Below are 26,010 nucleotides of genomic sequence, written 5' to 3' on the forward strand. Positions count from 1 at the left end.
TACCCGCCTGCGATTTATTTTGCGGCGATTGTCAGATCTTGCAGCAGATTATTCAACACTAGAAACTGTCCGGCCTGCGAACAGTCCGGAAGTGTCAGCGACAGGTCACGGGTGGTCAGCAGCGCATCACGCAATTCCAGCGACTGCACGGCCAGTTCGCTGTCACAGTTCGACGCGGTCACCTCGGCCTCGATGCTCAGTTCTATGGTGCCGCTAGAGGTAGAGCTTTTCGGGAAGGAATAGACCTCGACATTTCGTGATTCAGACAATCCGCGCAGCCCCAAACCGACCATCGAGCCTGCACCGCTTGCTTCTGGATTGGCCCACACATGGCCGGGTTGGCCATAGCTGGCGCCGAACTCCAAAGCGTGAAGCTGCAAAGCGGTATCGCCCGTCCATTGCAGCGCGACGCGATCGAAATTTCGAACCTCGGGAACATGGGTGGTTGCGACGGTTCCACCATCCTCACCCATCGAGATCAGAAAAATCGCGTATTCAGCCATCACCGGCACGGTCAGGCGTGCTGCCCCTTCTTCGTTGGTTACGGTATTGAAGATCAGACCATTGTGGTGAATTTCGAGGGTCGCGTTTTCGTGGCATGGAGCTTTGATGGAAAGCGTTGCGGTGGCGTCAGGAGCTGGTTTGGCCCGGGCACTCAGGGCGCATTTCTGAGCGACCCTGGGTTGAAAACGGCTGGTGTTTTCAGTGGTGCCAGATTCAGAAAAGCTGGTGTTTGCTGCTGAGGTCGAGGCCGTCAACACAACGCGCTTGATACCGGTCAGATCGACAGCCGCATTCGAGGCGACAATCACCTCATCCTGGCCTGACATCGCATTTTTTTGCGCGGCCGGACCGTATTGCATCAAATAGCCAATGGCCAAGGCGCACGCGACGGTCCCGCCCATGGTCACATAGTTTCTTACGACAAACAAAACACCCTCCCCAGTTGAAGGAGCGAGTCGTACTCTGTTAAGCAATCAGGGCGGAACTGTGACCACCTAACGGAGTCATTGTGTCCATGTGATAAACTGTCGTTACGTCAACCGACCGTGGCAATGTTTGAACTTTTTGCCCGATCCGCAGGGGCACAGGTCATTACGCGAGGGGTTCCCCCAGGTTGACGGGTCGTTTCCGTCAAACCCGGGCAGGGCATCGCCAGAAGCTGCCGCTTCGGCCTTGGCCTCGGCCTGATCGGTTGCCTGATCCACCGTTTTCTGAACCTGCGCCTGTTGCGCGGCCATTTGCGCGAGCATCTGCGCCTGTTCTTCCTCGGTCAGAGGGCGCACGCGCGACAATTGTTGCGTGACCGTCTCGCGCAGGCTGTCCAACATGCCTTCGAACAGTTGGAAGCTTTCATTCTTGTATTCGTTCAACGGATCGCGCTGGGCATAGCCACGAAACGCCACAACCGAACGCAGATGTTCCAAAGTCAGCAGATGTTCGCGCCATTTGCTGTCGATGGTCTGCAGCAGGACCTGCTTTTCGATGTTGCGCATGTTTTCGGGCCCGAATGCGGATGCCTTCTGCGCCATCATCTCATTCGCGGCCTTGACCAGACGTTCGCGGATCTGTTCGTCGTCCACGCCCTCCTCGGCGGCCCACTCTTGAACCGGGGCATCAATGGTCAGTTTGTCCTTGATGGCCCCGTGCAGCCCGTCGACATCCCACTGATCGGCATAGGATTTCGGAGGCATGTATTCATCGATCAGGTCGTCAATAACCTGTTCGCGCATATCAGACGCGATATCCGATAGATCGTCAGACGACATGATCTCGCGCCGTTGGCTGAAGATCACCTTACGCTGATCGTTCATCACATCGTCAAACTTCAGGACGTTTTTGCGCATGTCGAAGTTACGACCTTCGACCTTGGATTGCGCGCGCTCCAGCGATTTGTTCACCCAGGGGTGGATGATCGCTTCGCCCTCTTGCATCCCCAGGGTGGTCAGCACCTTGTCCAACCGTTCCGAACCAAAGATGCGCATCAGGTCGTCTTCGAGGCTGAGGTAGAACACCGTCTTGCCCGGATCGCCCTGACGGCCCGAGCGACCGCGCAGCTGATTGTCGATCCGGCGGCTTTCATGCCGTTCCGAGGCCATCACGTAAAGACCACCGGCATCCAGAACCTTTTGCTTTTCTTCGGCGTGTTTGGCCTCCTCCGCGGCGCGCAGCTCGTTGGGGTCTGCTTCGGGGTTCTCGGCCAGTGCTTGCAGCACCTTCATCTCGACATTGCCGCCCAACTGAATATCGGTGCCGCGCCCGGCCATGTTGGTGGCGATGGTCACCGCGCCCAGACGACCCGCGTCAGCGACGATCTGTGCTTCTTGCTCGTGCTGGCGTGCGTTCAGAACGTTATGCTCGATGCCTTCTTTGGACAGCATCTGGCTGAGCAGTTCTGATTTCTCAATCGACGTGGTGCCCAACAAAACCGGCTGGCCTTTTTCGGTGGCCTTTTTGGTCTGCTCGATCATCGCGTTGTATTTTTCCGCAGCCGTGCGATAGACCTGATCGTCCCGGTCGTCACGGGCAATCGGCTTGTTGGTTGGCACTTCGACCACGCCCAGCCCATAGATCTCCTGGAATTCCTCAGCCTCGGTCAGGGCTGTCCCTGTCATGCCGCTCAGCTTGTCATAGAGACGGAAATAGTTCTGGAACGTCACGCTGGCCATGGTCACGTTTTCGGGCTGGATCTGCACGTTTTCCTTGGCCTCAAGCGCTTGGTGCAGGCCTTCGGACAATCGGCGGCCCGGCATCATGCGGCCAGTGAATTCGTCGATCAGAACGACATTGCCATCCCGGACGATATAGTCCTTCTCGCGCTGGAACAGTTTGTGCGCGCGCAGGCCCTGATTGACATGGTGCACCACTGTGGTGCTTTCGGGATCATAGAGCGAGTGGTCTTCCGGCAGCAGGCCGGCGGCGTGCAGTTGCTGCTCCAGAAACTCGTTGCCTTCGTCAGTGAAGGTCACGTTCCGCGTCTTTTCGTCCAGCGTAAAATGATCGTCCTGCAAGGATGGGATCACAGCGTCAATCTTGGTATAAAGTTCCGACCGGTCCTCGGACGGTCCCGAGATGATCAGCGGAGTCCGCGCCTCATCGATCAGGATCGAGTCTACCTCATCCACGATCGCGAAATTGTGGTGCAGCTGATAGACGTCATCCAGATTGGCCTTCATGTTATCGCGCAGATAGTCAAAGCCCAGCTCATTATTGGTGGCATAGGTGATATCGCAGGAATAAGCGGCCTTCTTCTCGGCATCGGGTTGGCCCGACCAGATCACTCCGGTGGTCATGCCCACAGCGGCGAACACCTTGCCCATCCATTCCGAGTCGCGCTTGGCCAGGTATTCGTTCACCGTGACCACATGCACACCCTTGCCGGTCAGCGCGTTCAGATAAGCGGGGAAGGTTGCGACAAGGGTTTTGCCCTCACCGGTTTTCATTTCCGAGATATTGCCCTGATGCAGGAAGGTGCCGCCCATCAACTGCACATCAAAGGCGCGCAGACCCAGCGCCCGTTTCGCGCCTTCACGCACATTGGCAAAGGCCTCGGGCAGCAGGTCATCCAGGCTTTCGCCATCCAGCGCGCGTTTGCGCAGCTCTTCGGTCTTTTCCTTCAGGCCATCGTCGGACAGTTTCTCGAACTCGGGCTCCAGCGCGTTGATCTTTTCGATCAGCGGGCGGGTCGCCTTGATCTTGCGGTCGTTCGGTGTTCCGAACACCTTTTTGGCGAGCGTTCCGAGTCCCAGCATGTTCACTCCAGCGGATCTGTTCTTGTCTTGGTTTCGACAGGCTTGCCCCCCTTGCGCGCAACCCATAGATACGGGGGGTGAAAGGCGGCCCTGTCCAAGGCTTCAAAGCGATGTAAGCGGCAGGTTCTAAAGTGTCAACGCCGCGCCCTGTCGTGGCAAAGAAATAGGATGATTCCATGCCCAAAGGCCTCACTTTTCTCTCGTCGATGGCACTGGCCGCTGTGTTCGCCCTGCCGCTGGCGGCGCAGACCACCCCGGATGCCGACACGGTTGTGGCAAATGTGAACGGAGACGAGATCACACTGGGTCACGTTATTGCCAGCGTCGCGGTGTTGCCGCCGCAGTATCAGCAACTGGAAGACGCGGTGCTGTTCGACTTCATCATCGAACAATTGGTGCAGCAACAACTGCTCAGTCAGGAACAAGAAGGCCTGACCACCCGCAACAAGCTGGCGTTGGAAAACGAAGCCCGTTCGCTGCAAGCGGTGCAAACGGTCGAGGCAATCTCGACCGCAGAGGTCACGGATGAGGCGATCCAGGCCGCTTATGACGCTCAATTCGCCAATTTCGAGGGTGAAGACGAATATGATGCCAGCCATATTCTGGTTGAGACCGAAGAAAAGGCCCAAGAGGTAAAGGCGCTGCTGGATGATGGCGCCGATTTTGCCGAGATGGCGCGCGAGCATTCGACCGGCCCTTCGGGCCCGAATGGGGGTGCGCTGGGCTGGTTCGGTAAAGGCCGCATGGTGCCCGAGTTCGAAGCGGCCGTGATCGAGTTGGAAAAGGGTCAGGTCTCGGAACCGGTGCAAACCCAGTTCGGCTGGCACCTGGTGATCCTGAATGACAAGCGCAAATCCGAAGCGCCTGCGCTGGACGCGGTGCGCAATGAACTGGCCCAAACTCTGCAGCAAGAGGCCATTCAGGCCAAAATCGCAGAGCTGACAGAACAAGCGCAGATCGAGCGCTCTGAACTTGAAGGGGTCGGCCCCGAGATCATCCGTCAGACGACCCTGATTCAGGAGTAATCCGCGTGGCCAATATCACCAAGGTCTCTCCGCTGGCACCGGCGGGGTTTCCCGATCTGCCCGCGATTGATGGCGTGCGGTTTGCCACAGTCGGGGCGGGTGTGCGGTATCAGGGTCGCACTGATGTCATGTTGGCGGTGTTGGATCCGGGCACTTCGGTTGCGGGTGTCTTTACTCGCTCGGCCACCCGCGCAGCCCCCGTGCTGGATTGCCAGGACAAGATCGGCGGAACCAGCGATGGACCGGCGGCTATTCTGGTGAACTCGGGCAATGCCAATGCCTTTACTGGCCACTATGGCCAGACGTCGGTGGTCGAACTGACGCAAGCGGTCGCGACGGCCACCGGTGTTCCGGTGGAACGGGTTTTTACGTCGTCGACGGGCGTGATCGGCGAGCCGCTGCCTCATGACAAGATCGTCGCGCAGCTTGAGGCGTTGAAATCCGGCCTCAGCCGTCACGCCATCGAAGACGCGGCGCGGGCGATCATGACCACCGACACCTTTCCCAAAGGTGCCTCGGCGCAGGTTGAGATTGGTGGAAAAACAGTCTCTATCGCGGGGATTGCCAAGGGGTCCGGCATGATTGCGCCTGATATGGCGACGATGCTGGTTTATATCTTTACTGACGCAATGGTCGAACAATCAGCGCTGCAAGAGATGTTGGGCGCGCAGACGGATCGGACGTTCAATTGCATCACGGTGGACAGCGATACCTCGACCTCGGATAGCCTGCTGCTCTGTGCAACGGGGGCCTCGGGCGTCGATGCGACGGGGGACCCGGCTTTCGCGCGGGCATTAGAGTCGGTGATGCTGGATCTCGCACAGCAGGTGGTGCGCGACGGCGAAGGGGCGACCAAGTTTGTGGAAATCCGCGTGACCGGAGCCGCCTCGGATTCGGACGCCAAGGTGCACGGGCTGGCGATCGCCAACTCGCCTTTGGTCAAGACCGCCATCGCGGGTGAAGACCCGAACTGGGGCCGTGTGGTTATGGCCATCGGCAAATCGGGGGCCGCCGCGGATCGGGATCTGCTGAGCATCTCGTTTGGCGACATTCTGGTCGCCGAAAAAGGCTGGGTCAGCCCCGACTATCGCGAGGAAGACGCCGCGGCCTATATGAAAGGTCAGGATCTGGTGATTGCGGTCGATTTGGGGATCGGTGACGGAGCATCCACTGTTTGGACCTGCGACCTGACACATGGTTATATCGAGATCAACGCGGACTACCGGTCATGAAAACCGTTTTGGTATCCGCCGTGGCTTTGATCGACATCGAGGGCCGCGTCCTGCTGGCGCAACGGCCCGAGGACAAATCCATGGCGGGGCTCTGGGAATTCCCCGGTGGCAAAATCGAACCCGGTGAAACTCCCGAAGCCGCGCTGATCCGAGAGCTTGAGGAAGAGCTGGGCATCAACACCTGGACCTCTTGTCTCGCGCCTCTGACCTTCGCCAGCCACAGCTATGACGATTTTCACCTGCTGATGCCGCTCTTTGCCTGCCGCAAATGGGAGGGCATTCCGCAGTCGAAAGAGGGTCAGACCCTGAAATGGGTCCGGGCAAATGATCTGCGGAACTATCCGATGCCCGCAGCGGATGTGCCACTGATACCGATTTTACGGGATTGGCTATAGTGCTGAGACAGATGCGCGCGATCTAGCAGAGCTATGGCGTTGCTATTCGGAAATAAAAAGGCGCCAGAAAGCTGGACATAAGCCCGCACTTTCTGGCGCCCTATTGAACCTCATCATCCCCCCAGAGGGCGACAGCAGGCCCAGCTTGTGTTCGAACGTTACCATTCGACACCGGAGCATCGATCCGAAGACCAAATTCTCCTCGCTCAACCCTGCCTTCTGTCTCGTCCGTCACGGCGCTGATGCACCCACACGGTAAGAAACCTTCCGGCTTACACAAACCCATTCGCCACGAGGCTTTCACCCCCACGCGATCCGATCCGCATCCAGCTACCCGTTACACTCAAAGCTAAATCAATGATCCGTCCATGAGTGCCCGAAAGCAACCGGGGTCTTTGCGTCCGCATCCTCTGATCGAGATCTTCGGCTGCGGTATAGAAACGCTATGAATTTGCTGTGAGTCGATCAAGAAAAAATGTCGCAGTTTCGCAAATTTCTTGTGGATAAGCTATTGAAAAAGGTAGGTTTTTCTTGTGGATGAATTGTGGGTTAATCGAATTTCTTCTTAGTTTCAGCGTGTTTGCAGTGGGAAAAGTTTGTAGCCGAGGCAGGCGTTGAAAGGGGTGTTCGCGAGTGACCTGAACAACTAATCTATGCCTGAAGCGGATGTTCCGCTGGTTCCCATATTCGGGGATTGGATCAGAGCTTCCAAAGCTACGATGTCCATGCGTTCGACTTTGTCTTTGTTGTCTGGATCATTGGCCAAACGCAAAAGCTCATCTCTTAGCTGTTCGAATACTTCTGGCGTGGTATGTGCGATCACGAGAACAATAATCCAATATTTCCAAACTGCGTCATAACCGGACAGTATATTCCTAATATGTGGAACTATTTCTGGCCCAGCTTGTCGCAATATGGATGCGATTGGTTTCGCGACGGGCCAATTTGCGTCTTGGACCCAAGTAAGGAGTTCAGGGAGGGCCTCATTGAGTGACGGAAATCCTATTTCTTTCGCTCGTTCAACGGCAGATAAATCATGTTTGTCTTCGGGAATGCAAAGAAGAATGCTCATGTTTCAAAGGTAATTCCAACTTGCAAGCACCACAATGGGCTCGATCTTCCCGAATTCGATAGTTCAAGTGTCTCGGGAGCTTATCTCTTACCCCTGTTACAATTCGTAAGAATTGAGAAAACATCAGGCAAAACTTGACGCTGATCTTTCCGGTGCTTCTTAATCGGAGCACTGGCGACCGGGCGAACATCCGGCCCGCCATTTCCGGCCCGGGGAGGGGTCGGATGGGGAGGAGAGAAAGATTGGCTCAGACGCAGTCGGGCGCGGAAGGGATGCAATCCCTGCCGGCGCTGCTTCATCGCAATGCGACCCAGTTCGGGGATGCCCCGGCATACCGGGAAAAGGAATTCGGGATCTGGCAATGCTGGACCTGGGCAGAAGCGTCCGAGGAAATCCGCGCCATCGCGCTGGGATTTCTGGAACTGGGCGTTGCGGAAGGCGATCATATCGCTGTCATAGGCCGCAACCGTCCGGCGCATTACTGGTCGATGGTCGCGGCTCAGATGGTGGGTGCGGTGCCGGTGCCTCTGTATCAGGACTCGGTCGCGGAAGAGATGGCCTATGTTCTGGAGCATTGCGGCGCGAAATACGTGGTTTGCGGCGATCAGGAGCAGGTCGACAAAGTTATCGAGATCCAGGAGACCCTGCATCAGGTCAAGCATATCCTCTATACCGACAAGCGCGGGATGCGGAAATACGACCATTCCCAGATGAACGCGCTGGACGACATCATGGCCGAAGGCCGCGCCGGTCACGCGCGGTTTGACGCGGAACTGGATCAACGCATTGCGGCGATCACCTATGACGATACCTGCGTGATGCTCTATACCTCGGGCACCACAGGCAAGCCCAAGGGCGTAGTACTGTCAAACCGGAACGTGATTGAGAGCGCGAAAAACTCGGCTGAGTTCGATCATCTGACGCGCGATGAGGACATCCTGTCTTACCTGCCGATGGCCTGGGTGGGGGATTTCATCTTTTCCATCGGGCAGGCCTATTGGTGCGGCTTCTGTGTGAACTGCCCCGAAAGCGCCGACACGATGATGACTGATCTGCGCGAGATCGGACCGACCTATTTCTTTGCGCCGCCGCGCGTGTTTGAGACGCAGCTGACCAATGTGATGATCCGCATGGAAGACGCGGGCAAACTGAAGCAGCGCATGTTCCGTCACTTCATGACACATGCAAAGAAAGTGGGCGGGTTGCTGTTGGATGGCAAACCAGTGGGTTTTGGTGACCGCCTGAAATACGCGCTGGGCAATCTGCTGGTCTACGGCCCGCTCAAGGATACGCTGGGCTATGGCCGCTTTCGCGTAGGCTATACGGCGGGTGAGGCGATTGGGCCCGAGATTTTTGATTTCTACCGCTCGCTGGGGATCAATCTGAAGCAACTGTATGGGCAGACCGAAGCGACGGTGTTCATCACGCAGCAACCTGATGGCGAAGTGCGCGCTGATACGGTCGGCGTGCCCGCCCCCGCGGTTGAACTGAAGATCGATGAGAGTGGTGAGATCCATTACCGGTCACCAGGGGTTTTTGTGGAATATTACAACAACCCGGAATCGACCGCCTCGACCAAAGATGCCGAAGGCTGGGTGGCCACGGGGGACGCAGGGTTTATCGAGGAAAGCTCGGGCCATTTGCGGATCATCGACCGCGCCAAGGATGTCGGTAAGATGGCCGACGGGTCGATGTTTGCGCCGAAATATGTCGAGAACAAATTGAAGTTCTATCCCGATATTCTTGAGGTTGTTCTGTTCGGCAACGGCAAGGATCGCTGCGTGGCCTTTATCAATATCGACCTGACAGCGGTGGGCAACTGGGCGGAGCGCAACAATGTAGCCTATGCGTCCTATCAGGAACTGACGGCACATCCGCGTGTGTTAGAGACGATCAAGGGGCATGTTGAAGAGGTCAACAGGTCCATCGCGGCGGATGAGATGCTGTCGGGCTGTCAGGTGCATCGCTTTGTCGTGTTGCACAAGGAATTGGACGCCGATGACGGCGAGATGACGCGGACGCGCAAGGTGCGCCGTCGGTTTGTGGAAGAGAAGTTCCAAGACATCATTGACGCGCTTTATGACGGGTCCGAGAGCGTGTCGACGACAACCGAGGTGACCTATGAGGATGGGCGCAAGGGGTCGATTTCGGCAACCTTGCAGATCATCGACGCGCCGGTTGTGGCCGTGACACAGCATAAGGTTGCGGCGGAATGATGGGCCGTCGCGCGCCGCTCGACCTGCGGTCATCGCCCCGCCCACCGTCCCGTTTTTTACGTATCGCCGGGAGGGGCTGATGCTGGATCAATCTGAAGGATATGTCACCGAAGACGGTCGCAAGATCGGCGGTGTGGTGATGGAGATGAAGAACATCACCTTGCGCTTTGGCGGTGTGGTGGCGATCAAGGATATCTCGTTCGACATTCGCGAAGGCGAGATCCGCGCCATCATCGGGCCGAACGGGGCAGGCAAATCCTCGATGCTGAACGTGATCTCGGGCTTTTATGTCCCGCAGGAGGGTGAGGTTTGGTTCCATGGTGCAAAGCGCCCGCAGATGCGGCCGTTTGAGGTGGCGCAACAGGGTATTGCGCGGACCTTCCAGAACATCGCCTTGTTCGAAGGCATGAGTGTTCTGGACAATGTCATGACCGGGCGGCTGAGCTTTATGAAGACCAACATTCTGCAACAGGCCTGGTGGAAGGGAAAAGCCGAGGCCGAAGAGACGGAAAACCGCGAGGCGGTCGAGAAGATCATCGATTTCCTTGAGATCCAGCATATCCGCAAAACGCCTGTGTCGCGGCTGCCCTACGGGTTGAAGAAACGGGTCGAGCTGGCGCGTGCGCTGGCGGCGGAACCCAAGCTCTTGCTGCTGGATGAGCCGATGGCCGGCATGAATGTTGAGGAAAAAGAGGACATGAGCCGCTTTATCCTGGATGTGAATGATGAGTTCGGCACGACCATTGCGCTGATCGAACATGACATGGGCGTGGTGATGGATCTGAGCGACCGCGTGGTCGTCATGGATTACGGGCGCAAGATCGGGGACGGCACGCCAGATGAGGTGCGCAACAACCAAGAGGTGATCGACGCCTATCTGGGGGTCAGCCATGACTGAGGTGCGGGCAGAAATTGGGGGAGGCGCTGATGCCTGAACAACTGATTTTCGCGATGGAGGTGATCCTTAACGGTCTGATGGCCGGGGTGCTTTATGCTCTGGTCGCGCTGGGCTTTGTGCTGATTTACAAAGCGTCGGGGATTTTCAATTATGCTCAAGGGGTTATGGCCCTGTTTGCTGCGATGACGCTGGTTGGGATCATGAATGGGCAGGTGCCGTTTGCGCATCTGATCAATGCGATTTTCGGCACTCATGTGCATTATTTCGGCTGGAACGTGCCGGCATTGCTAGCGATCCTCCTGACCATGGCGGTGATGGTGTTGATGGCTTGGGCGGTGCAGCGCTTTGTCATGCGGCATCTGGTGGGGCAGGAGCCGATCATTCTGTTCATGGCGACCATCGGGCTTGCGTTTTTCCTTGAGGGCGTGGCCGACCTGATGTGGGGGTCCGAGATCAAGACGCTGGATGTGGGGCTGCCGCAGGGGATCAACCTGTGGATCGACGAGACGACATTCCAGATCTTTGACTACGGGTTCTTCATCGACAATCTGGATATTGTGGCGACGATCATTGCGGCGCTGCTGGTGGCCGCGCTGGTGGCCTTTAGCCAATACACCAAGCAGGGTCGGGCGATGCGTGCGGTTGCCGACGACCATCAGGCGGCGCTGTCGGTGGGTATCTCGCTGAACTTCATCTGGATCATGGTTTGGTCTGTGGCGGGTTTCGTGGCCCTGGTCGCGGGGATCATGTGGGGAACCAAATCAGGCGTTCAGTTCTCGCTGAGCCTGATCGCGCTCAAGGCGCTGCCGGTTCTGATGCTGGGCGGGTTCACCTCGATCCCCGGAGCCATCGTAGGCGGTTTGATCATCGGTGTGGGTGAGAAACTGTTCGAATTCGCGCTTGGGCCTGCGCTGGGTGGCGCGACGGAGAATTGGTTCGCCTATGTGCTGGCGTTGATCTTCCTGGTGTTCCGACCGCAGGGTCTGTTCGGCGAGAAGATCATCGAGAGAGTGTAGGCATGACCAAACTCATCGCCATCATCAACGTCGTCGCTTGGGCCGGGTTCTGGGCTTTTGGGTACATCGCGCTGACATCCGATGATCTGACCCAGGGCCAGTTGGTAATTGCGTCGATTTTGGCTTTCGCCGGGCTGATCATGGGTGTTCTGGCGTACATGAAACTGGTGCGCGCCTCGGAGGCGAGCGGATATGCCAAAGGATCCAATCAACTGGACGCTGCTGCCCGCAACCGGGCGCAACAGGAATGGGGAAAGTAATACATGTTCTATCGTGAGGCTGGGGATTTCAAAACATCCTACATCGCCGACAGCCAGACTTTCCCGATCAAGTTTGACCGGTATCGGTACTATGTGGTGTTGGCGGTCGCGTTCGGGATCGTTCCGTTTCTGATCAACGACTATTGGGCAAACGCCCTGCTGCTGCCGTTTCTGATCTATGCTATCGCCGCGATCGGGTTGAATATTCTGGTGGGGTATTGTGGGCAGGTCAGTCTTGGCACCGGCGGCTTCATGGCTGTGGGCGCTTATGCCTGTTACAAGCTGATGACCGCCTTTCCCGATGTCAGCATGTTCATCCATGTCATACTTGCGGGCGGGATCACGGCGTTGGTGGGCGTGTTGTTCGGCCTTCCCAGCCTGCGGATCAAAGGGTTCTATCTGGCGGTTGCCACCTTGGCGGCGCAGTTCTTTCTTGTTTGGCTCTTCAACCGGGTGCCGTGGTTCTACAACTACTCCGCCTCGGGTCAGATCAATGCGCCCGAGCGGGATGTGTTTGGCATCATCATCACCGGCCCAAATGCGCCGGCCTGGGCGACCTATCTGTTCTGCCTGGTTTTCCTGACCATCTGTGCCATCATTGCGCGCAATCTGACGCGGGGCACCATCGGCCGGACCTGGATGGCAATCCGCGATATGGATATTGCAGCTGAAATCATCGGAGTGAACCCGCTTAAGGCCAAACTGACTGCCTTTGCCGTTAGCTCGTTCTTTGTGGGCATCTCGGGCGCGTTGTTCTTTGCGGTCTATCTGGGGGCGGTCGAAGTGGGCGAAGTTTTCGGCATCCAGAAATCATTTCTGGTGCTGTTCATGATCATCATCGGCGGGCTGGGTTCGATCTTTGGATCCTTCGCCGGGGCGGCGTTCTTGGTGCTGTTGCCGGTGCTTCTGAAACTGATCGGGGTCGATCTGCTTGGATGGCCGACGGATATCGTGGCGCATCTGAACCTGGTGATCGTGGGCGCCATGATCATCATGTTCCTGATCCTCGAACCGCACGGGCTGGCACAGCTGTGGCGTGTCGCGAAAGAGAAACTCAGACTCTGGCCGTTCCCCCATTGACGGGGCCGGCCCAAAGACAAGACGGGCGGCATAAGCCCGTGTTCACCATCGGATCAATCAAGGGAGGAGACACCCGATGAAAAAGAAAATGGCAACCCTGGCGCTGGGCGCGCTGATGGCCGCAGGTCCGGCAATGGCCGACCTTGTGTTCCCCTCGCTCAGCTACCGCACCGGTCCTTACGCGGCGGGCGGTATTCCGTTTGCGGATGGCTATGCCGATTATTTCACTCTGCTGAACGAACGTGACGGTGGTATCGGCGGTGTTCCGGCCCGCGTGATCGAGTGCGAAACCGGTTATAACACCGAAAAAGGTGTGGAATGTTATGAGTCCACCAAAGGTGAGGGCGCGCTGGTCTATCAGCCGCTGTCGACCGGGATCACGTATCAGCTCATCCCCAAAGTGACCGCAGATGGCATTCCGCTGCACACCATGGGGTATGGCCGAACTTCGGCGGCGAATGGCGACGTGTTCAGCCACGTGTTCAACTATCCGGCCAACTATTGGAACGGTGCATCGGGCGCGATCAACTATCTGCTGGACGAAAACGGTGGAGATCTGAGCGGCAAGACAATTGCGCTGGTCTATCATAACTCGGCATATGGCAAAGAACCGATCCGCACGTTGGAAACTCTGGCCGAAAAGCATGGCTATGACCTGACGCTGCTGCCTGTTGACCACCCAGGTCAGGAACAGAAATCGCAGTGGCTGCAAATCCGCCGTGAAAAGCCTGACTATGTGATCATGTGGGGCTGGGGCGTAATGAACCAGGTCGCGGTTCAGGAAGCCGCCAATATCCGCTTCCCGATGGAGAACTTCATCGGTGTCTGGTGGTCGGGTGCCGAATTCGACGTTGAACCGGCAGGTGACAAGGCCACCGGCTATAAGGCGCTGACCTTTACCGGTCTGGGCAAGGACTATCCGGTTTATGAAGATCTTCAGAAATACGTCGTTGATGCCGGTAAGGCTGCGGGTGCTGGAGATCAGCTGGGCTCGGTGCAGTACAACCGTGGTCTTTATGCTGCAATGCTGGCCGCCGAAGCTGTGAAAACCGCGCAGGAGATGCATGGCACGGCCGAGATCGACCCGTCCATGATGCGTGATGGGATGGAAGCGCTTGAGATGACCAATGCCAAAATGGAAGCTTTGGGCATGGCAGGTTTCGGCCCCGAGTTCTCGGTGTCCTGTGAAAACCACGGTGGCCCCGGTCTCGTTGGTGTTGTCCAGTGGGATGCGGCAGCTGGAACCTGGAACTCGATCCAGGATTTCAAGGCAACCGATGCCGAAGTCATCAACGCGTTGATCGCAGAGGACTCGGCAGCTTATGCGGCTGAGAACAACATCGAAACACGCTGCAACTGATGAAACCCCAGGGGCGGCGGGCAGCTGCCGCCCCTATCAATCGGCCCGAACAGGGCAGGCTTAAGGACACGCGCTGATGCTTGATGTGGCACAAACCACCGACGTGCAGGCGGAAACCCTGCTTGAGGTCAACAATATCGAGGTGATCTATAACCACGTGATCCTCGTGTTGAAAGGCGTCAGCCTGACCGTTCCCAAAGGCGGTATCACGGCGCTCTTGGGCGGCAATGGTGCGGGTAAGACAACGACCTTGAAAGCCGTATCAAACCTTTTGCATTCCGAACGCGGTGAAGTCACCAAAGGCTCGATCAAGTATCGCGGCGAGAGCGTTCATGAAAGCGATCCGGCTGTTCTGGTAGAAAAAGGTGTAATTCAGGTGATGGAAGGCCGCCACTGCTTCGAGCATCTGACGGTGGAAGAGAACCTGCTGACCGGCGCTTATACGCGTAAAGACGGGGCCACCGCGATCCAGAAGGATCTGGAACTGGTCTATAGCTATTTCCCCCGCCTTGCAGAACGGCGCAAAAGCCAGGCGGGCTATACCTCGGGCGGGGAACAGCAGATGGTGGCCATGGGCCGCGCCCTGATGTCGCGACCCGAAACCATTCTGCTGGACGAACCTTCGATGGGTTTGGCGCCGCAATTGGTTGAAGAGATTTTCGGCATCGTGAAGGATCTGAACGAAAAGGAAGGCGTGTCTTTCCTGCTGGCGGAACAGAACACCAACGTGGCGCTGCGGTTTGCGCACTACGGATACATCCTGGAATCGGGTCGCGTTGTGATGGATGGGCCAGCTGCTGAATTGCGTGAAAACCCGGACGTTAAAGAATTTTACCTTGGCATGTCGGATGAAGGCCGCAAAAGCTTTCGCGACGTGCGCTCGTACCGCCGCCGCAAGAGATGGCTGTAAGCGGATGGAGGATATGGCAATGACCTATTTCGACGCATTGGAAACCCGCTCTGCCGATGAACGCGCGGCAGATCAGCTTACGCGCGTCAAAGACCAGATCGAACGGGCCAGTTCCGTTCCGGGCGCTTGCCGGATCACGGACCACACAGTCGAAACGCTGGATGATCTGGCCAAGCTGCCTGTGCTGCGCAAGTCGGAACTGGCGGCGTGGCAGTCGGAAAACCCTCCGTTTGGCGGGGTGTTCACCTCCAATGTCGCGCATATCTTTCAAAGCCCGGGCCCGATTTATGAACCCGGTGGCATCAGCCATGACTGGTGGCGCATGGGGCGGTTTCTGCACGCGGCAGGCATAGGGTCTGGGGACATCGTCCAGAACTGCTTTGGCTATCATCTGACACCGGCGGGTATGATCTTTGAAAGCGGTGCGCGCGCGGTCGGGGCCACCGTGCTGCCTGCGGGCACAGGTCAGACGGAGTTGCAGGTCACCGCCGCCCGTGACATCGGCTGTACCGCCTATGCCGGGACACCGGATTATCTGAAAGTGATTTTGGACAAGGCGGATGCGATGGGCGTCGGGCTCAACTTCTCAAAAGCCGTCGTGGGCGGTGGCGCGCTGTTCCCGTCTCTGCGTCAGGAATATGCGGATCGTGGGATCTCATGCCTGCAATGCTATGCCACCGCTGATCTGGGCAACGTGGCCTATGAAAGCCCTGCGATGGAGGGCATGATCATCGATGAGCATGTCATTGTCGAGATCGTGACCCCCGGCACGGGCACCCCGGTCGCCCCGGGTGAGGTGGGTGAGGTGATCGTCACCTCGCTGAACCCCGACTATCCGCTCATCCGTTTTGCAACCGGCGATCTGTCTGCCGTGATGCCGGGGCAGTCGCCCTGCGGGCGCACCAACCTGCGCATCAAGGGCTGGATGGGGCGCGCGGATCAGACAACCAAGATCAAAGGCATGTTCGTGCGGCCCGAGCAGGTGGCTGCGCTGGTCGACAAACATGACGAGATCGTCAAAGCCCGTGTTATCGCGTCGCGTCAGGGCGAAATGGACACTATGACCGTTCAGATTGAAAGCCCGGGTGGCGATGACATGGCCTATGCCAAGTCGGTCACCGAAGTGCTGAAACTGAAAGGTGCGATCGAGGTTGTGGCCCCGGGATCCTTGCCCAAGGACGGTTTGGTGATCGAAGATCAGCGCGTTTACGAATAGCGCACGGGTGACGGTGCCATAGAATTGTTGGCGCCCCCACTGGTGTTTCCGACCGTTTTCGTCGAATAAAGGCAGCAACCTGAATTGGGGCTGCCTAAGACGCATGGCCGAAGTCGAATACTCAGAAAACGGGACCCGCAATCGCGGGGCGCTGGGCACCCGAGTGCTTGGCTTTGTGGCCTATGCGGTGGCTGCAGCCTGTCTTCTGCCGATGGTCGCTGTTGCCCTTGCTGCGGTCACTGGCGGAACAGATACCGTCTCACACCTGATCAGCACGGTGCTGCCGGGCTATACGCTGACCACGGCGGTGCTGGTTGTTCTGGTGTCGATCGGCACGTTTTCAATCGGCGTTGGCGCAGCGTGGCTTGTGACGATGACACGGTTTCCCGGTGTACGTTTCTTTGAAATCGCTCTGGTCCTGCCCTTGGCCTTTCCCGCCTATGTGCTGGCCTATGCCTATACGTTCATTCTGGATCACCCGGGCATCGTTCAATCCACATTGCGGCAGGTCACCGGCTGGGGGCCGCGCGACTATTGGTTTCCTGAAATTCGCTCGACCGAGGGCGCAGCCGCGATGCTGGTTCTGGTGCTTTACCCCTATGTGTACCTGCTGGCGCGAGCCGCGTTCTTGCAGCAAAGTGACCGGGCGTTTCTGGCCGCGCGGGCCTTGGGCAACAGCCCGTGGGCGGCGTTCTGGCGGGTGTCTTTGCCGATGGCGCGACCGGCCATTGCCGGAGGCGTCCTGCTGGCGGTGATGGAGACCATCGCCGATTTTGGCACCGTCTCGTATTTCGGCGTTCAGACCTTTGCTACCGGGATTTATTCCAGCTGGTTTTCGCTGGCAGACCGCGCGGCAGCAGCGCAACTGGCGCTGTGTTTACTGGCTTTTGCGCTGATCATGGCGGTGACAGAACGCCAGCAACGCGGCAAGGCGAAATACTACCAACAAGGCAAACGCCACGTGGCGGGCGCGGCCTCTCACCTAAAGGGGTGGGGTGCAGCGTTTGCGTTTCTTCTCTGCGCGATACCTGTGTTCCTGGGGTTCGTGCTGCCGGTGATCATTCTGGTGCAAATGGGGCTGGAGTCCGAGCAGAACTTGCTGTCTCGGCGCTACATCGGGTTCATCCAGAACTCTTTGATGCTGGCTGGTATTGCAGCCGTGGTCACGGTTGGGGCGGCCATTTCCATCGGGTTCTTTCAACGCCTCAGACCGGGTAAAGGATCCTCTGCCGCCGCCTATCTTGCCCGTCTGGGCTATGCGGTACCGGGCGGGGTGATTGCGGTGGGGTTGATCGTGCCCTTTGCCGGGTTTGACAACGCGCTGGACGCCTGGATGCGCAAGACCTTTGATGTGTCGACGGGTTTGTTGGTGACCGGATCCATCTGGCTGCTGATCGGAGCCTATATGGTGCGGTTTCTGGCCGCAGCACTCAGCGCGTATGAAGGTGGTCAAAGCACGGTTCATGCCAATATGGACGCTGCTGCCCGATCCCTTGGACAATCGCCGATTGGCACGCTGCGGCGTGTTCACCTGCCGATCCTGACCCCATCGCTGCTGACGGCGTTGCTGATCGTGTTTGTCGATGTGATGAAAGAGCTGCCAGCCACGCTGATCATGCGACCTTTCAATTTCGACACGCTGGCGGTGCAGGCCTATCGTCTCGCCTCGGACGAACGGCTTGAGGGCGCGGCGGTGCCGTCATTGGTCATTCTGGCTGTCGGTTTGCTGCCCGTGATCCTGATTTGCCGTCAGGTCGGGCGCAGATGACACCTGCACCCAAATTGTTACCGCCGGGCTTGATTCATTTGTGAATTCCGGCAAGGCTTGTGTCATGAACATGCAGCCTCCCAGCCGGTTTCCCTCACGCCCGGCCCAGATGCCCGTCGCTTTCGACCGGCGAGAGATGTCTCAGATCCTTTCCGTATATGGCCGAATGGTCGCCGCCGGGGAATGGCGGGATTACGGGATATCCAACCTCAAAGATGTGGCGATATTCTCGATCTTTCGGCGCACGGCAGAGCATCCGATCTATCGGGTCGAGAAACACCCCCGCCTGCGCATGCGCCAGGGGATGTATTCGGTGGTGGGGATGGACGGTCGTATCCTGAAGCGCGGCCAGGACCTGACCGCCGTTTTACGGGTGCTTGAGCGCAAGCTGATCCGCTCAGTGGACCTGGATTAGAGCCTAAACCGCAGGGTGTCGGCCAAAACCGATCACTGCCCCGAACTCTTTCTGACCGATGCGCTGAATGGCTTGGTCCAGAGGCTCGTTGGCGACGGCCATGTGATATGCATTGGCGTGCAACAGCGTGCCCGGATCCAGAATCATGCCCACATGGCCTTTCCAGAACACCAGATCGCCCCGGCGCAGATCGGTTTTTTGGATAGGTTCGAAGAAGGCTAATTGCATATCGCTGTCGCGCGGGCAGGAAAGGCCACAGGCGTTGAAGGCGGTTTGCATCAGGCCCGAGCAATCAATCCCCAGCGCCGTGTCGCCTCCATAGATATATGGCGTGGTCAGAAAGCTTTCGGCCACCGCTGCCGGGTCAGACGCGCGCCAGTTGATCTTAGCCAGTTGCGTGTCGCGCAGATAAAGCGGTGTTGCGATGTGGCTAGGGTGTTTGATGGGCATCCAGCCTGAGGCGCTTGGCATCGCATCATGCTCAGGCCAGTGTTCCACGCCACAGCCAAAGGGCAGGACCTGTTCATTGGCGTTTTTCGTGACATCTGGATGCTGCAAAGCGACCGCGCGCGGCACGCAGACGCGATGTGTCGGATGGAACTTTGCAAGTCCCATATCGGTGTCCACCCACCCGACATATCCATCTTTTTCGCGGTAGCCGAACAGGTGTTTCTGCGTTTTGTCCAGAACAACAAAGGCCTCGCCGCTCAGCAACTGGCATTGCCGTGTGCCTTCGGGATCGTCCAGAATGTCGGTCACAACCCGTTGAAAATACGTCACTTCGCCTTCGGTGAAATGCTCGGCCTCAACCTGACCCTTCAGCGAGCTATGCGCGACCCGGCCATTTGAACGCAGAAGCCGCCTGTCCATCACAGGTCCAGGATTTCCGGCAGAGCGGCCAGTATCGCGCGGGGGCCCTGACCCAATCCGCCTTTGCTGCGCCCGGGTTCTTTGCTGCGTTGCCAGGAATAGATGTCGAAATGCATATAGCGACAGTCGCCCACAAAGCGGCGCAGGAACAGCGCCGCCGTTATCGAACCTGCAAACCCGCCAGAGGGCGCATTGTCCAGATCGGCAATCCCGGGCTCGATCAAGGATTCATAGGGTGTATGAAATGGCATCCGCCAAACCGGGTCAGCGGCCTTGGCTGCCGCGTCGCTGAGCGCTTGGGCCGCAGCATCGTCGTCGGTGTAGAACGGGGCCAGATCCGCGCCGACCGCGACGCGCGCCGCGCCCGTCAGCGTCGCCATTGAGATCACCAGATCCGGGTCACCCTCGGACGCCAGGGTCAGCGCGTCGGCCAGTACCAGACGGCCCTCGGCGTCTGTATTGTTGATCTCAACCGTCAGCCCGTTGCGCGCGGTCAGGATATCACCGGGGCGAAAGGCATCGCCGGCCACCGCGTTTTCAACCGCTGGGATCAGCACCCGAAGCTGCACAGGCAGGTTCAGCGACATGATCATACGCGCCAGCCCCAAAACATTGGCCGCCCCGCCCATGTCTTTCTTCATCAGCCCCATGGCTGCTGCCGGTTTCAGATCCAGCCCGCCGGTATCGAAACAGACGCCCTTGCCCACCAAGGTCAGCTTGGGGCCGGCATTGCCCCAACGCATATCGATCAGACGCGGCGCCTGATCCGCAGCACGGCCGACGGCGTGAATCATCGGGAAACTCTGCTGTATCAGAGCCTCTCCGGCGATCACGCCGCAACTTGCTTCAAAGGTTTGCGCCAGATCTTCGGCGGCCTTCTGCAACTGCTCGGGCCCCATATCGGCTGCCGGTGTATTCACCAGATCACGGGTCAGCCCCTCGGCTGCGGCCAAAGCTTCGATCAGGTCTGAGTCAACCGTATCCGGAGCAATCAGCCGTGCATTGGCAGCCGACTGGGCGGCATACCGATCAAAGGTATAACCGGTCAGCAACCATCCCAGACACTCGACCTCGGCGACGTCAGTGGGAAGGCCTGAGGCAATCCGATAGGTGCCTTCGGGCAGGGCCTGCGCGGCAGCGGCCAGAGGGAACCGTTTGCGCGCCCGGCTTGCGGCTGTTCCGTACCCGGCCAGCGCATATTTTGGCGCGCCATCGCCACGCGGTATCAACAGAACCTGCCCTAAACCACCTGAGAACCCATTGGCGCCAACCCAGATCCGGATTTGATCTGGTTGGTCGGCCAGCCAGCGCTCCATTTCCGATTGGGCAATGATATGAAGGTCGATGGCCGTGTCTGAAGCGGGGGCGAAGGTGAGGGGCATGGGGGATCCGGCTGGTTTCGTGCTGCGCTCACACTAGCCGCCCACACTGCATCGGCAACCCCCGTTAGACAGAAAGGTCCTGTTGGTCCCAAACCGCTGTCAGGGATTTTTCACCCACGCGGATCAGACGATTGAGCGTGGCCCCAGTGCCCACGGCATCCCCGGCTTCGACCGTTTGTACCACGTCGCTGGCAACGCGGGCCAACACGGTCATTCCAGCCTGGTCGGCGATAGCGACCAGCGAGCGCGCGCATTTGCGCAGCTCGGTCCAGTCGCGCTGCCGCCAAAACCGCTCGCAATGGGAAAGCCGCACGGCCAGCTCTTCGATGGTGCGGCACAGCACATCAATCGCGTTGGTGTCCCCCAGATGAGCGCACAACCCCTTTAGCCTATCCGGATCAAGGCGTACGGATTCCTTTTGTTCAAGTGTGATTATCTTTTCCACCACATTCACCCCAATGTCTTATGCCCCCACGGCACAGTGGCGATATTGAGTACAATGGGTTTGCAAAACCTTGCGGCGAATACGGATAATGTCTCGAATTTTGCGAGAATTCAGGTTACAGCGGCCCTTAGTGCGAAGTTCAAGGATGACAAGATGGAATTTGCCAAACCATTGCCGACCTATCTGGCGAAGCGGTATCAAGGCTGGAAAGCCACAACCTTTTCGGAAAACCACGGGTGGTATAAACGTTTGGCAACGGAAGGGCAGCGCCCGCGTGCCATGGTGATTTCGTGCTGCGACAGCCGGGTGCACGTGACCTCAATGTTTGGTGCGGATCAGGGCGACTTTTTCATCCATCGCAACATTGCCAATCTGGTGCCGCCCTATCTTCCGGATGGGGATCACCACGGTACAAGTGCTGCGATTGAATATGCTGTGACCGCTTTGAAAGTGTCGCACCTGATCGTGTTGGGCCATTCGCAATGCGGCGGCATTCAGGGCTGTATCGACATGTGCAAAGGCCATGCGCCGCACCTGGAAGCGAAAGAAAGCTTTGTGGGGCGTTGGATGGATATCCTCAAGCCGAAATACGATCTGGTCTCGGATATCGAAGACCCTCAGGAACAAGCCCGCAACTTCGAGCGTCAGGCCGTCGTCGCCTCACTTGAAAACCTGATGACCTTCCCGTTTGTCGCGGACGCGGTGATAGGGGGTGAGCTGAGCCTGCATGGTCTGTGGACCGATATCGGCGAAGGGGGTTTGCAATGCTATGACCCGCAGCAAAAGGCCTTTGTCTCGGTCTAGGCTGTAAGATTCGGCCCCGGTCCATGTATCATCCCGGCATAACACCGGATTCGGAGTGGTTTCATGAGACTGATTAAGCGAATTTTTGGTTTTCTTTTGGTTCTTATCCTGGCTCTTGTGGGCATATCCTATTTGCTGCCCGGCAAGGCCGAAGTGTCGCGCAGCATAGCGATCAATGCCCCTGCTGATGCGATCTTTCCATATGTGAACTCGATGCAAGAGACGGAAAAATGGTCACCCTGGCTGTCACGCGACCCGGAAACGCAACTGAGCTATAGCGGCCCCGAGGCTGGCGTGGGCAACATTCTGAACTGGAGCTCTGAACACCCTCAGGTCGGCACGGGTTCGCAAGAGATCGTCGAAAGCGTCGAGAACGAGCTGGTCAAGACCGCGCTGGATTTTGGTCCGATGGGCAAAGCAACGGCTTCGTTTCAATTGCAGCCGGAAGGAAGTGAAACCCTCGTGACATGGGGTTTCGAATCCGATCTGGGGCTCAACCCGATGTCGCGCTGGATGGGCCTGATGATGGATGGATGGGTCGGTGGCGATTACGAGCGTGGTTTGGAAAACTTGAAAACCATGGTTGAAAGCCAGGGTTGAGGTGCGAAAAGGCTCTAATTCAGCTTGAAGCGGGCGAGTTTGCCCAAGTGGTCCGATCCCATATAGGGACGCAGCTCGATCGTGCCCTGGGTGCCTTCAGGCAGCAGGACATTGTCGATCGACAGCGGCAGGAACGTGCCCCCTAAGTAATGGGTGTTCTCAATGGTGCCGAACAGTTCGTTCCCGGCGGCCTCGGCAATCCGGCGCACGCTTGCGCCCCAAGGCACCATGTTGAAGTCACCGGCGATCAAAACCGGCGCGTCCAGGGCTGCGATGGTCTCTACCGCCTCTTTGGTCTGTTCGAATTGTTCGAAGGGAAAGGGCCAGTCCAAATGTACGGACACGGCCCAGATTTCCTGACCGTCTGGTGCGATCACTTTCACCCCGGCCAAACCACTTCCCTCGGTACAGAACTCGGTCCCCTCGACCACAGGCAGTTGCGTCAGGACAACGACGTGCTGATCGGGGCGAAACTGGCAAAATACGCGGTTTGGAAAAAACGCGAACATGTTGGCCATGTATTCGCGGTTATGGGCCGAGACCTCTTGCAGCGCGACGATATCGGCATCCGAGGCGATGATGTCATCGGCCAGAGAATAACGCGGCCAGGCTTTTTGCAGCAGGTTCTTTTGATACAGGGTCAGGCAGGTGTCATCGCAATCGCCGGACGGCCCCCTGAGATCGCCAAGGATCGAGCCGAAAGCAAGCGCGGAGAACAGAGCCGAAACCAGGGCCAGACGTATCGACCGAAGCAACACGAATGCAAGCGCGCACAGCAAAAGCAACGCACCGGCCTGCGGGCGCAAGATCGCCAGCGAGTCTCCTACACTCAGAAACCGCCCGGTGAATCCGGCCAACACAAGCGCAATCAGCAAGGCGCAGAAAACCACAAGCAGGGTATGCCACCGGGTATTGCCTGTGAAAACCGCCATATACTGCCTCGATTGCCCCGCTTGGATTGTATGACGCGGGTTATTGAGTTTTTGGAACCGAATGGTCTGCCCTACTCGTCAGGTGACGCGACACCAAGGGTTTGTCAAGAATTGCATTAGAGCTGCTATGCCAAGGTCAAATCTGACCAACAAAAAAGCCGCTTCTAGGCGAAGCGGCTTAAGAGGGTTGCAGAATATCAACCTTAACCCTTTTTCAGAACCTCACGGCCCAGAAGTTCGGCGATCTGTACCGCATTCAGCGCAGCACCTTTACGCAGGTTGTCTGAGACGCACCACAGGTTCAGGCCGTTTTCGATGGTTGAATCCTGGCGGATGCGGCTGATGAAGGTGGCGAAATCGCCTGCGCTTTCGATGGGCGAGACATAACCGCCGTCTTCGCGCTTATCGATCACCATGATGCCGGGGGCCTCGCGCAGGATGTCGCGGGCTTCGTCTTCGTCCAGGAATTCCTCGAACTCGATATTCACGGCCTCGGAATGGCCCACAAAGACCGGAACGCGGACGCAGGTGGCAGTGACCTTGATCGACGGATCGACGATCTTTTTGGTCTCGACCACCATCTTCCACTCTTCCTTGGTCGAGCCGTCTTCCATGAAGACATCGATCTGCGGAATGACGTTGAAGGCGATCTGCTTCTGGAACTTCTTGGGTTCAACTTCGGTGGTCGGGTTGTAGATGGCTTTGGTCTGATCCCACAGCTCATCCATCCCGTCTTTACCGGCACCAGAAACCGACTGATAGGTCGACACAACCACGCGCTTGATCTTGGCGCGGTCATGCAGCGGTTTCAGTGCGACAACCATCTGCGCGGTCGAGCAGTTGGGGTTGGCGATGATGTTCTTGTTCTTGTAGTCGTGGATCGCTTGCGGGTTGCACTCGGGCACGATCAACGGAATTTCGGGGTCATAGCGATAGAGCGAGCTGTTATCGATCACAACGCAACCCGCCGCAGCCGCTTTAGGGCCATAGGTCTTGGTTGCGTCCGAGCCAATGGCAAACAGCGCCATGTCCCAGCCGGTAAAGTCAAACGTGTCGATGTCCTGGGTCGTCAGTGTCTTGTCGCCAAAGCTCACCTCTGTTCCCAGCGAACGACGGCTTGCCAGTACGGCAATTTCATCGACGGGGAACTGGCGTTCTGCCAGGATGTTCAGCATTTCGCGGCCCACATTGCCTGTGGCGCCGGCGACAACGACGCGATAGCCCATTTCATGTCTCCAAAGTTAAGGACGCGCGTTCATAGCCGCGTTGCAGCAAAGAAAAAAGGGCAATCGGTGTGGATTTCGCCGAATTGACGCCGATTTTAACCGGTTCTTTCGCCCAACAGCGTCTGATAGAGGGCCACCAGCGTTTTTGCTTCACCATTGATGTCGAAATTCGCTTCGACATGGGCGCGTGCAGCCTGACCGGACAGTGCAAGGGAATCGCGGTTCTCCAGTATCTCTGCCGTGGCGTTGGTCATTTCCGATATGTTGCCGGGTTCGACTATGCGCCCCACTGAAACGTCTGTTACGATCTCAGAAAATGCGCCAACATCTGTCGCGACCACAGGCACGCCGCAGGCCATGGCCTCAAGCGGGGTCAGACCGAACCCTTCCCAGCGTTGCGGGGCGATGAACAGATCCAGCACCTGATACCATTCGGCGATCTGATCCACTGTGACCTCGGGCTTGAACAGGATACGATCAGAAAGCCCTGCGGCGGTGACCTTGTCTTTCAGCTCTGCCAGAAAGCCCGTGTGCTTTTCGGTCGCGCGGCCCATCACGATGCCTGAGACATCATCGAAAAGTCCACAAAGCGCGATCATGGTATCAACGAAAGCGTCCGTGCCCTTCTGATGGCGGATGCGACCATAGCAGCCCAGCACAAGCCCATCCGGCAGACCCAACCGCGAACGCAGCGCGGCTTTGTCCTGCGGCGGGGTGAAGTCTTGAAGGTTGATGCCGTGCAGGATGACCTGAGCATCACGCTCCAGATACCCGGCGGTTTTGCGCGAAGTGGCCACAAGTGCGTCCATCTTGCCGATCAGCCATTTGGTATAGCCGGTATGTGCCCGTTGCGAAGCGCTGGTGAACAGCAGCTTGAGCCGCAATCGCAGGACGTCGCGCAGGATCAGGCCCAGCAGCATCTCGGTATTGCGGCGGGCATGCCAAACTCGCAGGGTTTTGCGCGACAGAAATGGCAGGCGGCTTAGTGGGATATGCGGGATATCATCCGGCAGACCGGGCCCGGTGGCAGCGATGTCGATCCACTGCGCCTGGAGGGGCACCAGCCGCGCAATCGTTGCAGTGACGCCCGACAGTCTGCGCTTGAGATTGGGGGCAATGACAACCGGGTCTTTCAC

Annotated in this window: 24 protein-coding genes; 15 read left to right on the forward strand and 9 right to left on the reverse strand. The window is 57.8% G+C overall.

Translation table 11 applies throughout. The annotated features are described in order from the left end of the window. Window positions 1-14 precede the first annotated feature (14 nt). Together GOX45_RS02110 and secA are read right to left on the reverse strand one after the other, a co-directional pair. Entirely contained in the window at window positions 15-932 is a 918-nt protein-coding gene (locus GOX45_RS02110; RefSeq protein ID WP_171097498.1) for a hypothetical protein, read from the reverse strand. 102 nt (window positions 933-1,034) lie between these two features. After that, on the reverse strand, window positions 1,035-3,752 hold the full coding sequence (gene secA, locus GOX45_RS02115) for a preprotein translocase subunit SecA (RefSeq protein ID WP_171097500.1): 2,718 nt from the start codon (window positions 3,750-3,752) through the stop codon (window positions 1,035-1,037). Window positions 3,753-3,928: 176 nt separating this feature from the next. On the opposite strand from secA, the gene GOX45_RS02120 reads away from it, so the two are divergent. Genes GOX45_RS02120 through mutT form a run of 3 tightly spaced genes read left to right on the forward strand, consistent with a single transcriptional unit; the run spans window position 3,929 to window position 6,404 of the window. Further along, window positions 3,929-4,777, forward strand: coding sequence for a peptidylprolyl isomerase (locus GOX45_RS02120; RefSeq protein WP_171097502.1), 849 nt, complete (start codon window positions 3,929-3,931; stop codon window positions 4,775-4,777). Window positions 4,778-4,782: 5 nt separating this feature from the next. Further along, window positions 4,783-6,009, forward strand: a complete 1,227-nt coding sequence (gene argJ, locus GOX45_RS02125; RefSeq protein ID WP_171097504.1) for a bifunctional glutamate N-acetyltransferase/amino-acid acetyltransferase ArgJ — start codon at window positions 4,783-4,785, stop codon at window positions 6,007-6,009. Further along, window positions 6,006-6,404, forward strand: coding sequence for an 8-oxo-dGTP diphosphatase MutT (gene mutT, locus GOX45_RS02130; protein WP_171097506.1), 399 nt, complete (start codon window positions 6,006-6,008; stop codon window positions 6,402-6,404). The genes argJ and mutT overlap by 4 nt, the downstream gene beginning before the upstream one ends. Before the next feature lie 646 nt (window positions 6,405-7,050). Here mutT and GOX45_RS02135 read toward each other — a convergent pair. After that, the gene (locus GOX45_RS02135; RefSeq protein ID WP_171097508.1) at window positions 7,051-7,476 is read right to left on the reverse strand and encodes a DUF5071 domain-containing protein; all 426 of its coding nucleotides are present in this window, start codon (window positions 7,474-7,476) and stop codon (window positions 7,051-7,053) included. A gap of 272 nt (window positions 7,477-7,748) precedes the next feature. On the opposite strand from GOX45_RS02135, the gene GOX45_RS02140 reads away from it, so the two are divergent. From GOX45_RS02140 to GOX45_RS02185, 10 genes are all read left to right on the forward strand, one after another. After that, window positions 7,749-9,692, forward strand: coding sequence for an AMP-binding protein (locus tag GOX45_RS02140; RefSeq protein WP_171098130.1), 1,944 nt, complete (start codon window positions 7,749-7,751; stop codon window positions 9,690-9,692). A gap of 79 nt (window positions 9,693-9,771) precedes the next feature. Next, window positions 9,772-10,590: an ABC transporter ATP-binding protein gene (locus GOX45_RS02145; RefSeq protein WP_171097510.1), complete on the forward strand. Its 819-nt coding sequence runs from the start codon at window positions 9,772-9,774 to the stop codon at window positions 10,588-10,590. A gap of 29 nt (window positions 10,591-10,619) precedes the next feature. After that, window positions 10,620-11,606 (forward strand): branched-chain amino acid ABC transporter permease, encoded by a 987-nt coding sequence (locus GOX45_RS02150; RefSeq protein WP_171097513.1) that lies wholly within the window; start codon window positions 10,620-10,622, stop codon window positions 11,604-11,606. Window positions 11,607-11,608: 2 nt separating this feature from the next. After that, a complete protein-coding gene (locus GOX45_RS02155) occupies window positions 11,609-11,866 on the forward strand; it encodes a hypothetical protein (protein WP_171097514.1) in 258 nt (85 codons plus the stop codon). 3 nt (window positions 11,867-11,869) lie between these two features. Further along, a complete protein-coding gene (locus GOX45_RS02160) occupies window positions 11,870-12,946 on the forward strand; it encodes a branched-chain amino acid ABC transporter permease (protein WP_171097516.1) in 1,077 nt (358 codons plus the stop codon). Between the two features lie 76 nt (window positions 12,947-13,022). Then, window positions 13,023-14,306 carry an ABC transporter substrate-binding protein gene (locus GOX45_RS02165; protein ID WP_171097518.1) on the forward strand — a complete coding sequence of 428 codons (1,284 nt, stop codon included), beginning with the start codon at window positions 13,023-13,025 and terminating at the stop codon, window positions 14,304-14,306. A 76-nt stretch (window positions 14,307-14,382) separates the two neighbouring features. Then, window positions 14,383-15,216, forward strand: coding sequence for an ABC transporter ATP-binding protein (locus tag GOX45_RS02170; RefSeq protein ID WP_171097520.1), 834 nt, complete (start codon window positions 14,383-14,385; stop codon window positions 15,214-15,216). 19 nt (window positions 15,217-15,235) lie between these two features. Next, window positions 15,236-16,432 carry a phenylacetate--CoA ligase family protein gene (locus GOX45_RS02175; RefSeq protein WP_171097521.1) on the forward strand — a complete coding sequence of 399 codons (1,197 nt, stop codon included), beginning with the start codon at window positions 15,236-15,238 and terminating at the stop codon, window positions 16,430-16,432. Window positions 16,433-16,535: 103 nt separating this feature from the next. Further along, window positions 16,536-18,200, forward strand: coding sequence for an iron ABC transporter permease (locus tag GOX45_RS02180; RefSeq protein WP_171097523.1), 1,665 nt, complete (start codon window positions 16,536-16,538; stop codon window positions 18,198-18,200). 64 nt (window positions 18,201-18,264) lie between these two features. After that, on the forward strand, window positions 18,265-18,615 hold the full coding sequence (locus tag GOX45_RS02185) for a DUF2794 domain-containing protein (RefSeq protein ID WP_171097525.1): 351 nt from the start codon (window positions 18,265-18,267) through the stop codon (window positions 18,613-18,615). A gap of 3 nt (window positions 18,616-18,618) precedes the next feature. Here GOX45_RS02185 and GOX45_RS02190 read toward each other — a convergent pair whose 3' ends face one another. From GOX45_RS02190 to GOX45_RS02200, 3 genes are all read right to left on the reverse strand, one after another. Next, the gene (locus GOX45_RS02190) at window positions 18,619-19,485 is read right to left on the reverse strand and encodes a C40 family peptidase (protein ID WP_171097527.1); all 867 of its coding nucleotides are present in this window, start codon (window positions 19,483-19,485) and stop codon (window positions 18,619-18,621) included. Further along, entirely contained in the window at window positions 19,485-20,867 is a 1,383-nt protein-coding gene (locus GOX45_RS02195; RefSeq protein ID WP_171097529.1) for a M17 family metallopeptidase, read from the reverse strand. The genes GOX45_RS02190 and GOX45_RS02195 overlap by 1 nt, the downstream gene beginning before the upstream one ends. Window positions 20,868-20,931: 64 nt before the next feature. After that, entirely contained in the window at window positions 20,932-21,321 is a 390-nt protein-coding gene (locus GOX45_RS02200; RefSeq protein WP_171097531.1) for a hypothetical protein, read from the reverse strand. A gap of 144 nt (window positions 21,322-21,465) precedes the next feature. Between GOX45_RS02200 and GOX45_RS02205 the strand changes: the two genes are divergently transcribed. Continuing rightward, window positions 21,466-22,116: a carbonic anhydrase gene (locus tag GOX45_RS02205; RefSeq protein ID WP_171098132.1), complete on the forward strand. Its 651-nt coding sequence runs from the start codon at window positions 21,466-21,468 to the stop codon at window positions 22,114-22,116. 63 nt (window positions 22,117-22,179) lie between these two features. After that, on the forward strand, window positions 22,180-22,716 hold the full coding sequence (locus GOX45_RS02210) for an SRPBCC family protein (protein WP_171097533.1): 537 nt from the start codon (window positions 22,180-22,182) through the stop codon (window positions 22,714-22,716). 14 nt (window positions 22,717-22,730) lie between these two features. On the opposite strand, the gene GOX45_RS02215 is transcribed toward GOX45_RS02210, so the two are convergent. The 3 genes from GOX45_RS02215 to GOX45_RS02225 all read right to left on the reverse strand — a co-directional run bounded on the left by GOX45_RS02215 (window position 22,731) and on the right by GOX45_RS02225 (window position 26,010). Next, window positions 22,731-23,648 carry an endonuclease/exonuclease/phosphatase family protein gene (locus tag GOX45_RS02215; protein WP_171097535.1) on the reverse strand — a complete coding sequence of 306 codons (918 nt, stop codon included), beginning with the start codon at window positions 23,646-23,648 and terminating at the stop codon, window positions 22,731-22,733. Window positions 23,649-23,851: 203 nt separating this feature from the next. After that, window positions 23,852-24,874 (reverse strand): aspartate-semialdehyde dehydrogenase, encoded by a 1,023-nt coding sequence (locus GOX45_RS02220; protein ID WP_171097537.1) that lies wholly within the window; start codon window positions 24,872-24,874, stop codon window positions 23,852-23,854. Window positions 24,875-24,969: 95 nt separating this feature from the next. Continuing rightward, entirely contained in the window at window positions 24,970-26,010 is a 1,041-nt protein-coding gene (locus GOX45_RS02225; protein ID WP_171097539.1) for a glycosyltransferase family 4 protein, read from the reverse strand.

Source organism: Ruegeria sp. HKCCD7255 (assembly GCF_013031565.1).
Taxonomy (GTDB): Bacteria; Pseudomonadota; Alphaproteobacteria; order Rhodobacterales; family Rhodobacteraceae; genus Ruegeria.

Excerpts from the sequence above, each read along its gene's own strand:
- GOX45_RS02190 (WP_171097527.1), bottom strand. The coding sequence starts at position 19,485 with ATGGACAGGCGGCTTCTGCGTTCAAATGGCCGGGTCGCGCATAGCTCG.
- GOX45_RS02165 (WP_171097518.1), top strand. The coding sequence starts at position 13,023 with ATGAAAAAGAAAATGGCAACCCTGGCGCTGGGCGCGCTGATGGCCGCA.
- GOX45_RS02175 (WP_171097521.1), top strand. The coding sequence starts at position 15,236 with ATGACCTATTTCGACGCATTGGAAACCCGCTCTGCCGATGAACGCGCG.
- GOX45_RS02145 (WP_171097510.1), top strand. The coding sequence starts at position 9,772 with ATGCTGGATCAATCTGAAGGATATGTCACCGAAGACGGTCGCAAGATC.
- GOX45_RS02205 (WP_171098132.1), top strand. The coding sequence starts at position 21,466 with ATGGAATTTGCCAAACCATTGCCGACCTATCTGGCGAAGCGGTATCAA.
- GOX45_RS02220 (WP_171097537.1), bottom strand. The coding sequence starts at position 24,874 with ATGGGCTATCGCGTCGTTGTCGCCGGCGCCACAGGCAATGTGGGCCGC.
- GOX45_RS02215 (WP_171097535.1), bottom strand. The coding sequence starts at position 23,648 with ATGGCGGTTTTCACAGGCAATACCCGGTGGCATACCCTGCTTGTGGTT.
- GOX45_RS02150 (WP_171097513.1), top strand. The coding sequence starts at position 10,620 with ATGCCTGAACAACTGATTTTCGCGATGGAGGTGATCCTTAACGGTCTG.
- mutT (WP_171097506.1), top strand. The coding sequence starts at position 6,006 with ATGAAAACCGTTTTGGTATCCGCCGTGGCTTTGATCGACATCGAGGGC.
- GOX45_RS02210 (WP_171097533.1), top strand. The coding sequence starts at position 22,180 with ATGAGACTGATTAAGCGAATTTTTGGTTTTCTTTTGGTTCTTATCCTG.
- GOX45_RS02160 (WP_171097516.1), top strand. The coding sequence starts at position 11,870 with ATGTTCTATCGTGAGGCTGGGGATTTCAAAACATCCTACATCGCCGAC.
- GOX45_RS02120 (WP_171097502.1), top strand. The coding sequence starts at position 3,929 with ATGCCCAAAGGCCTCACTTTTCTCTCGTCGATGGCACTGGCCGCTGTG.
- GOX45_RS02140 (WP_171098130.1), top strand. The coding sequence starts at position 7,749 with ATGCAATCCCTGCCGGCGCTGCTTCATCGCAATGCGACCCAGTTCGGG.
- GOX45_RS02155 (WP_171097514.1), top strand. The coding sequence starts at position 11,609 with ATGACCAAACTCATCGCCATCATCAACGTCGTCGCTTGGGCCGGGTTC.
- GOX45_RS02180 (WP_171097523.1), top strand. The coding sequence starts at position 16,536 with ATGGCCGAAGTCGAATACTCAGAAAACGGGACCCGCAATCGCGGGGCG.
- GOX45_RS02135 (WP_171097508.1), bottom strand. The coding sequence starts at position 7,476 with ATGAGCATTCTTCTTTGCATTCCCGAAGACAAACATGATTTATCTGCC.
- GOX45_RS02170 (WP_171097520.1), top strand. The coding sequence starts at position 14,383 with ATGCTTGATGTGGCACAAACCACCGACGTGCAGGCGGAAACCCTGCTT.
- GOX45_RS02185 (WP_171097525.1), top strand. The coding sequence starts at position 18,265 with ATGAACATGCAGCCTCCCAGCCGGTTTCCCTCACGCCCGGCCCAGATG.
- secA (WP_171097500.1), bottom strand. The coding sequence starts at position 3,752 with ATGCTGGGACTCGGAACGCTCGCCAAAAAGGTGTTCGGAACACCGAAC.
- GOX45_RS02195 (WP_171097529.1), bottom strand. The coding sequence starts at position 20,867 with ATGCCCCTCACCTTCGCCCCCGCTTCAGACACGGCCATCGACCTTCAT.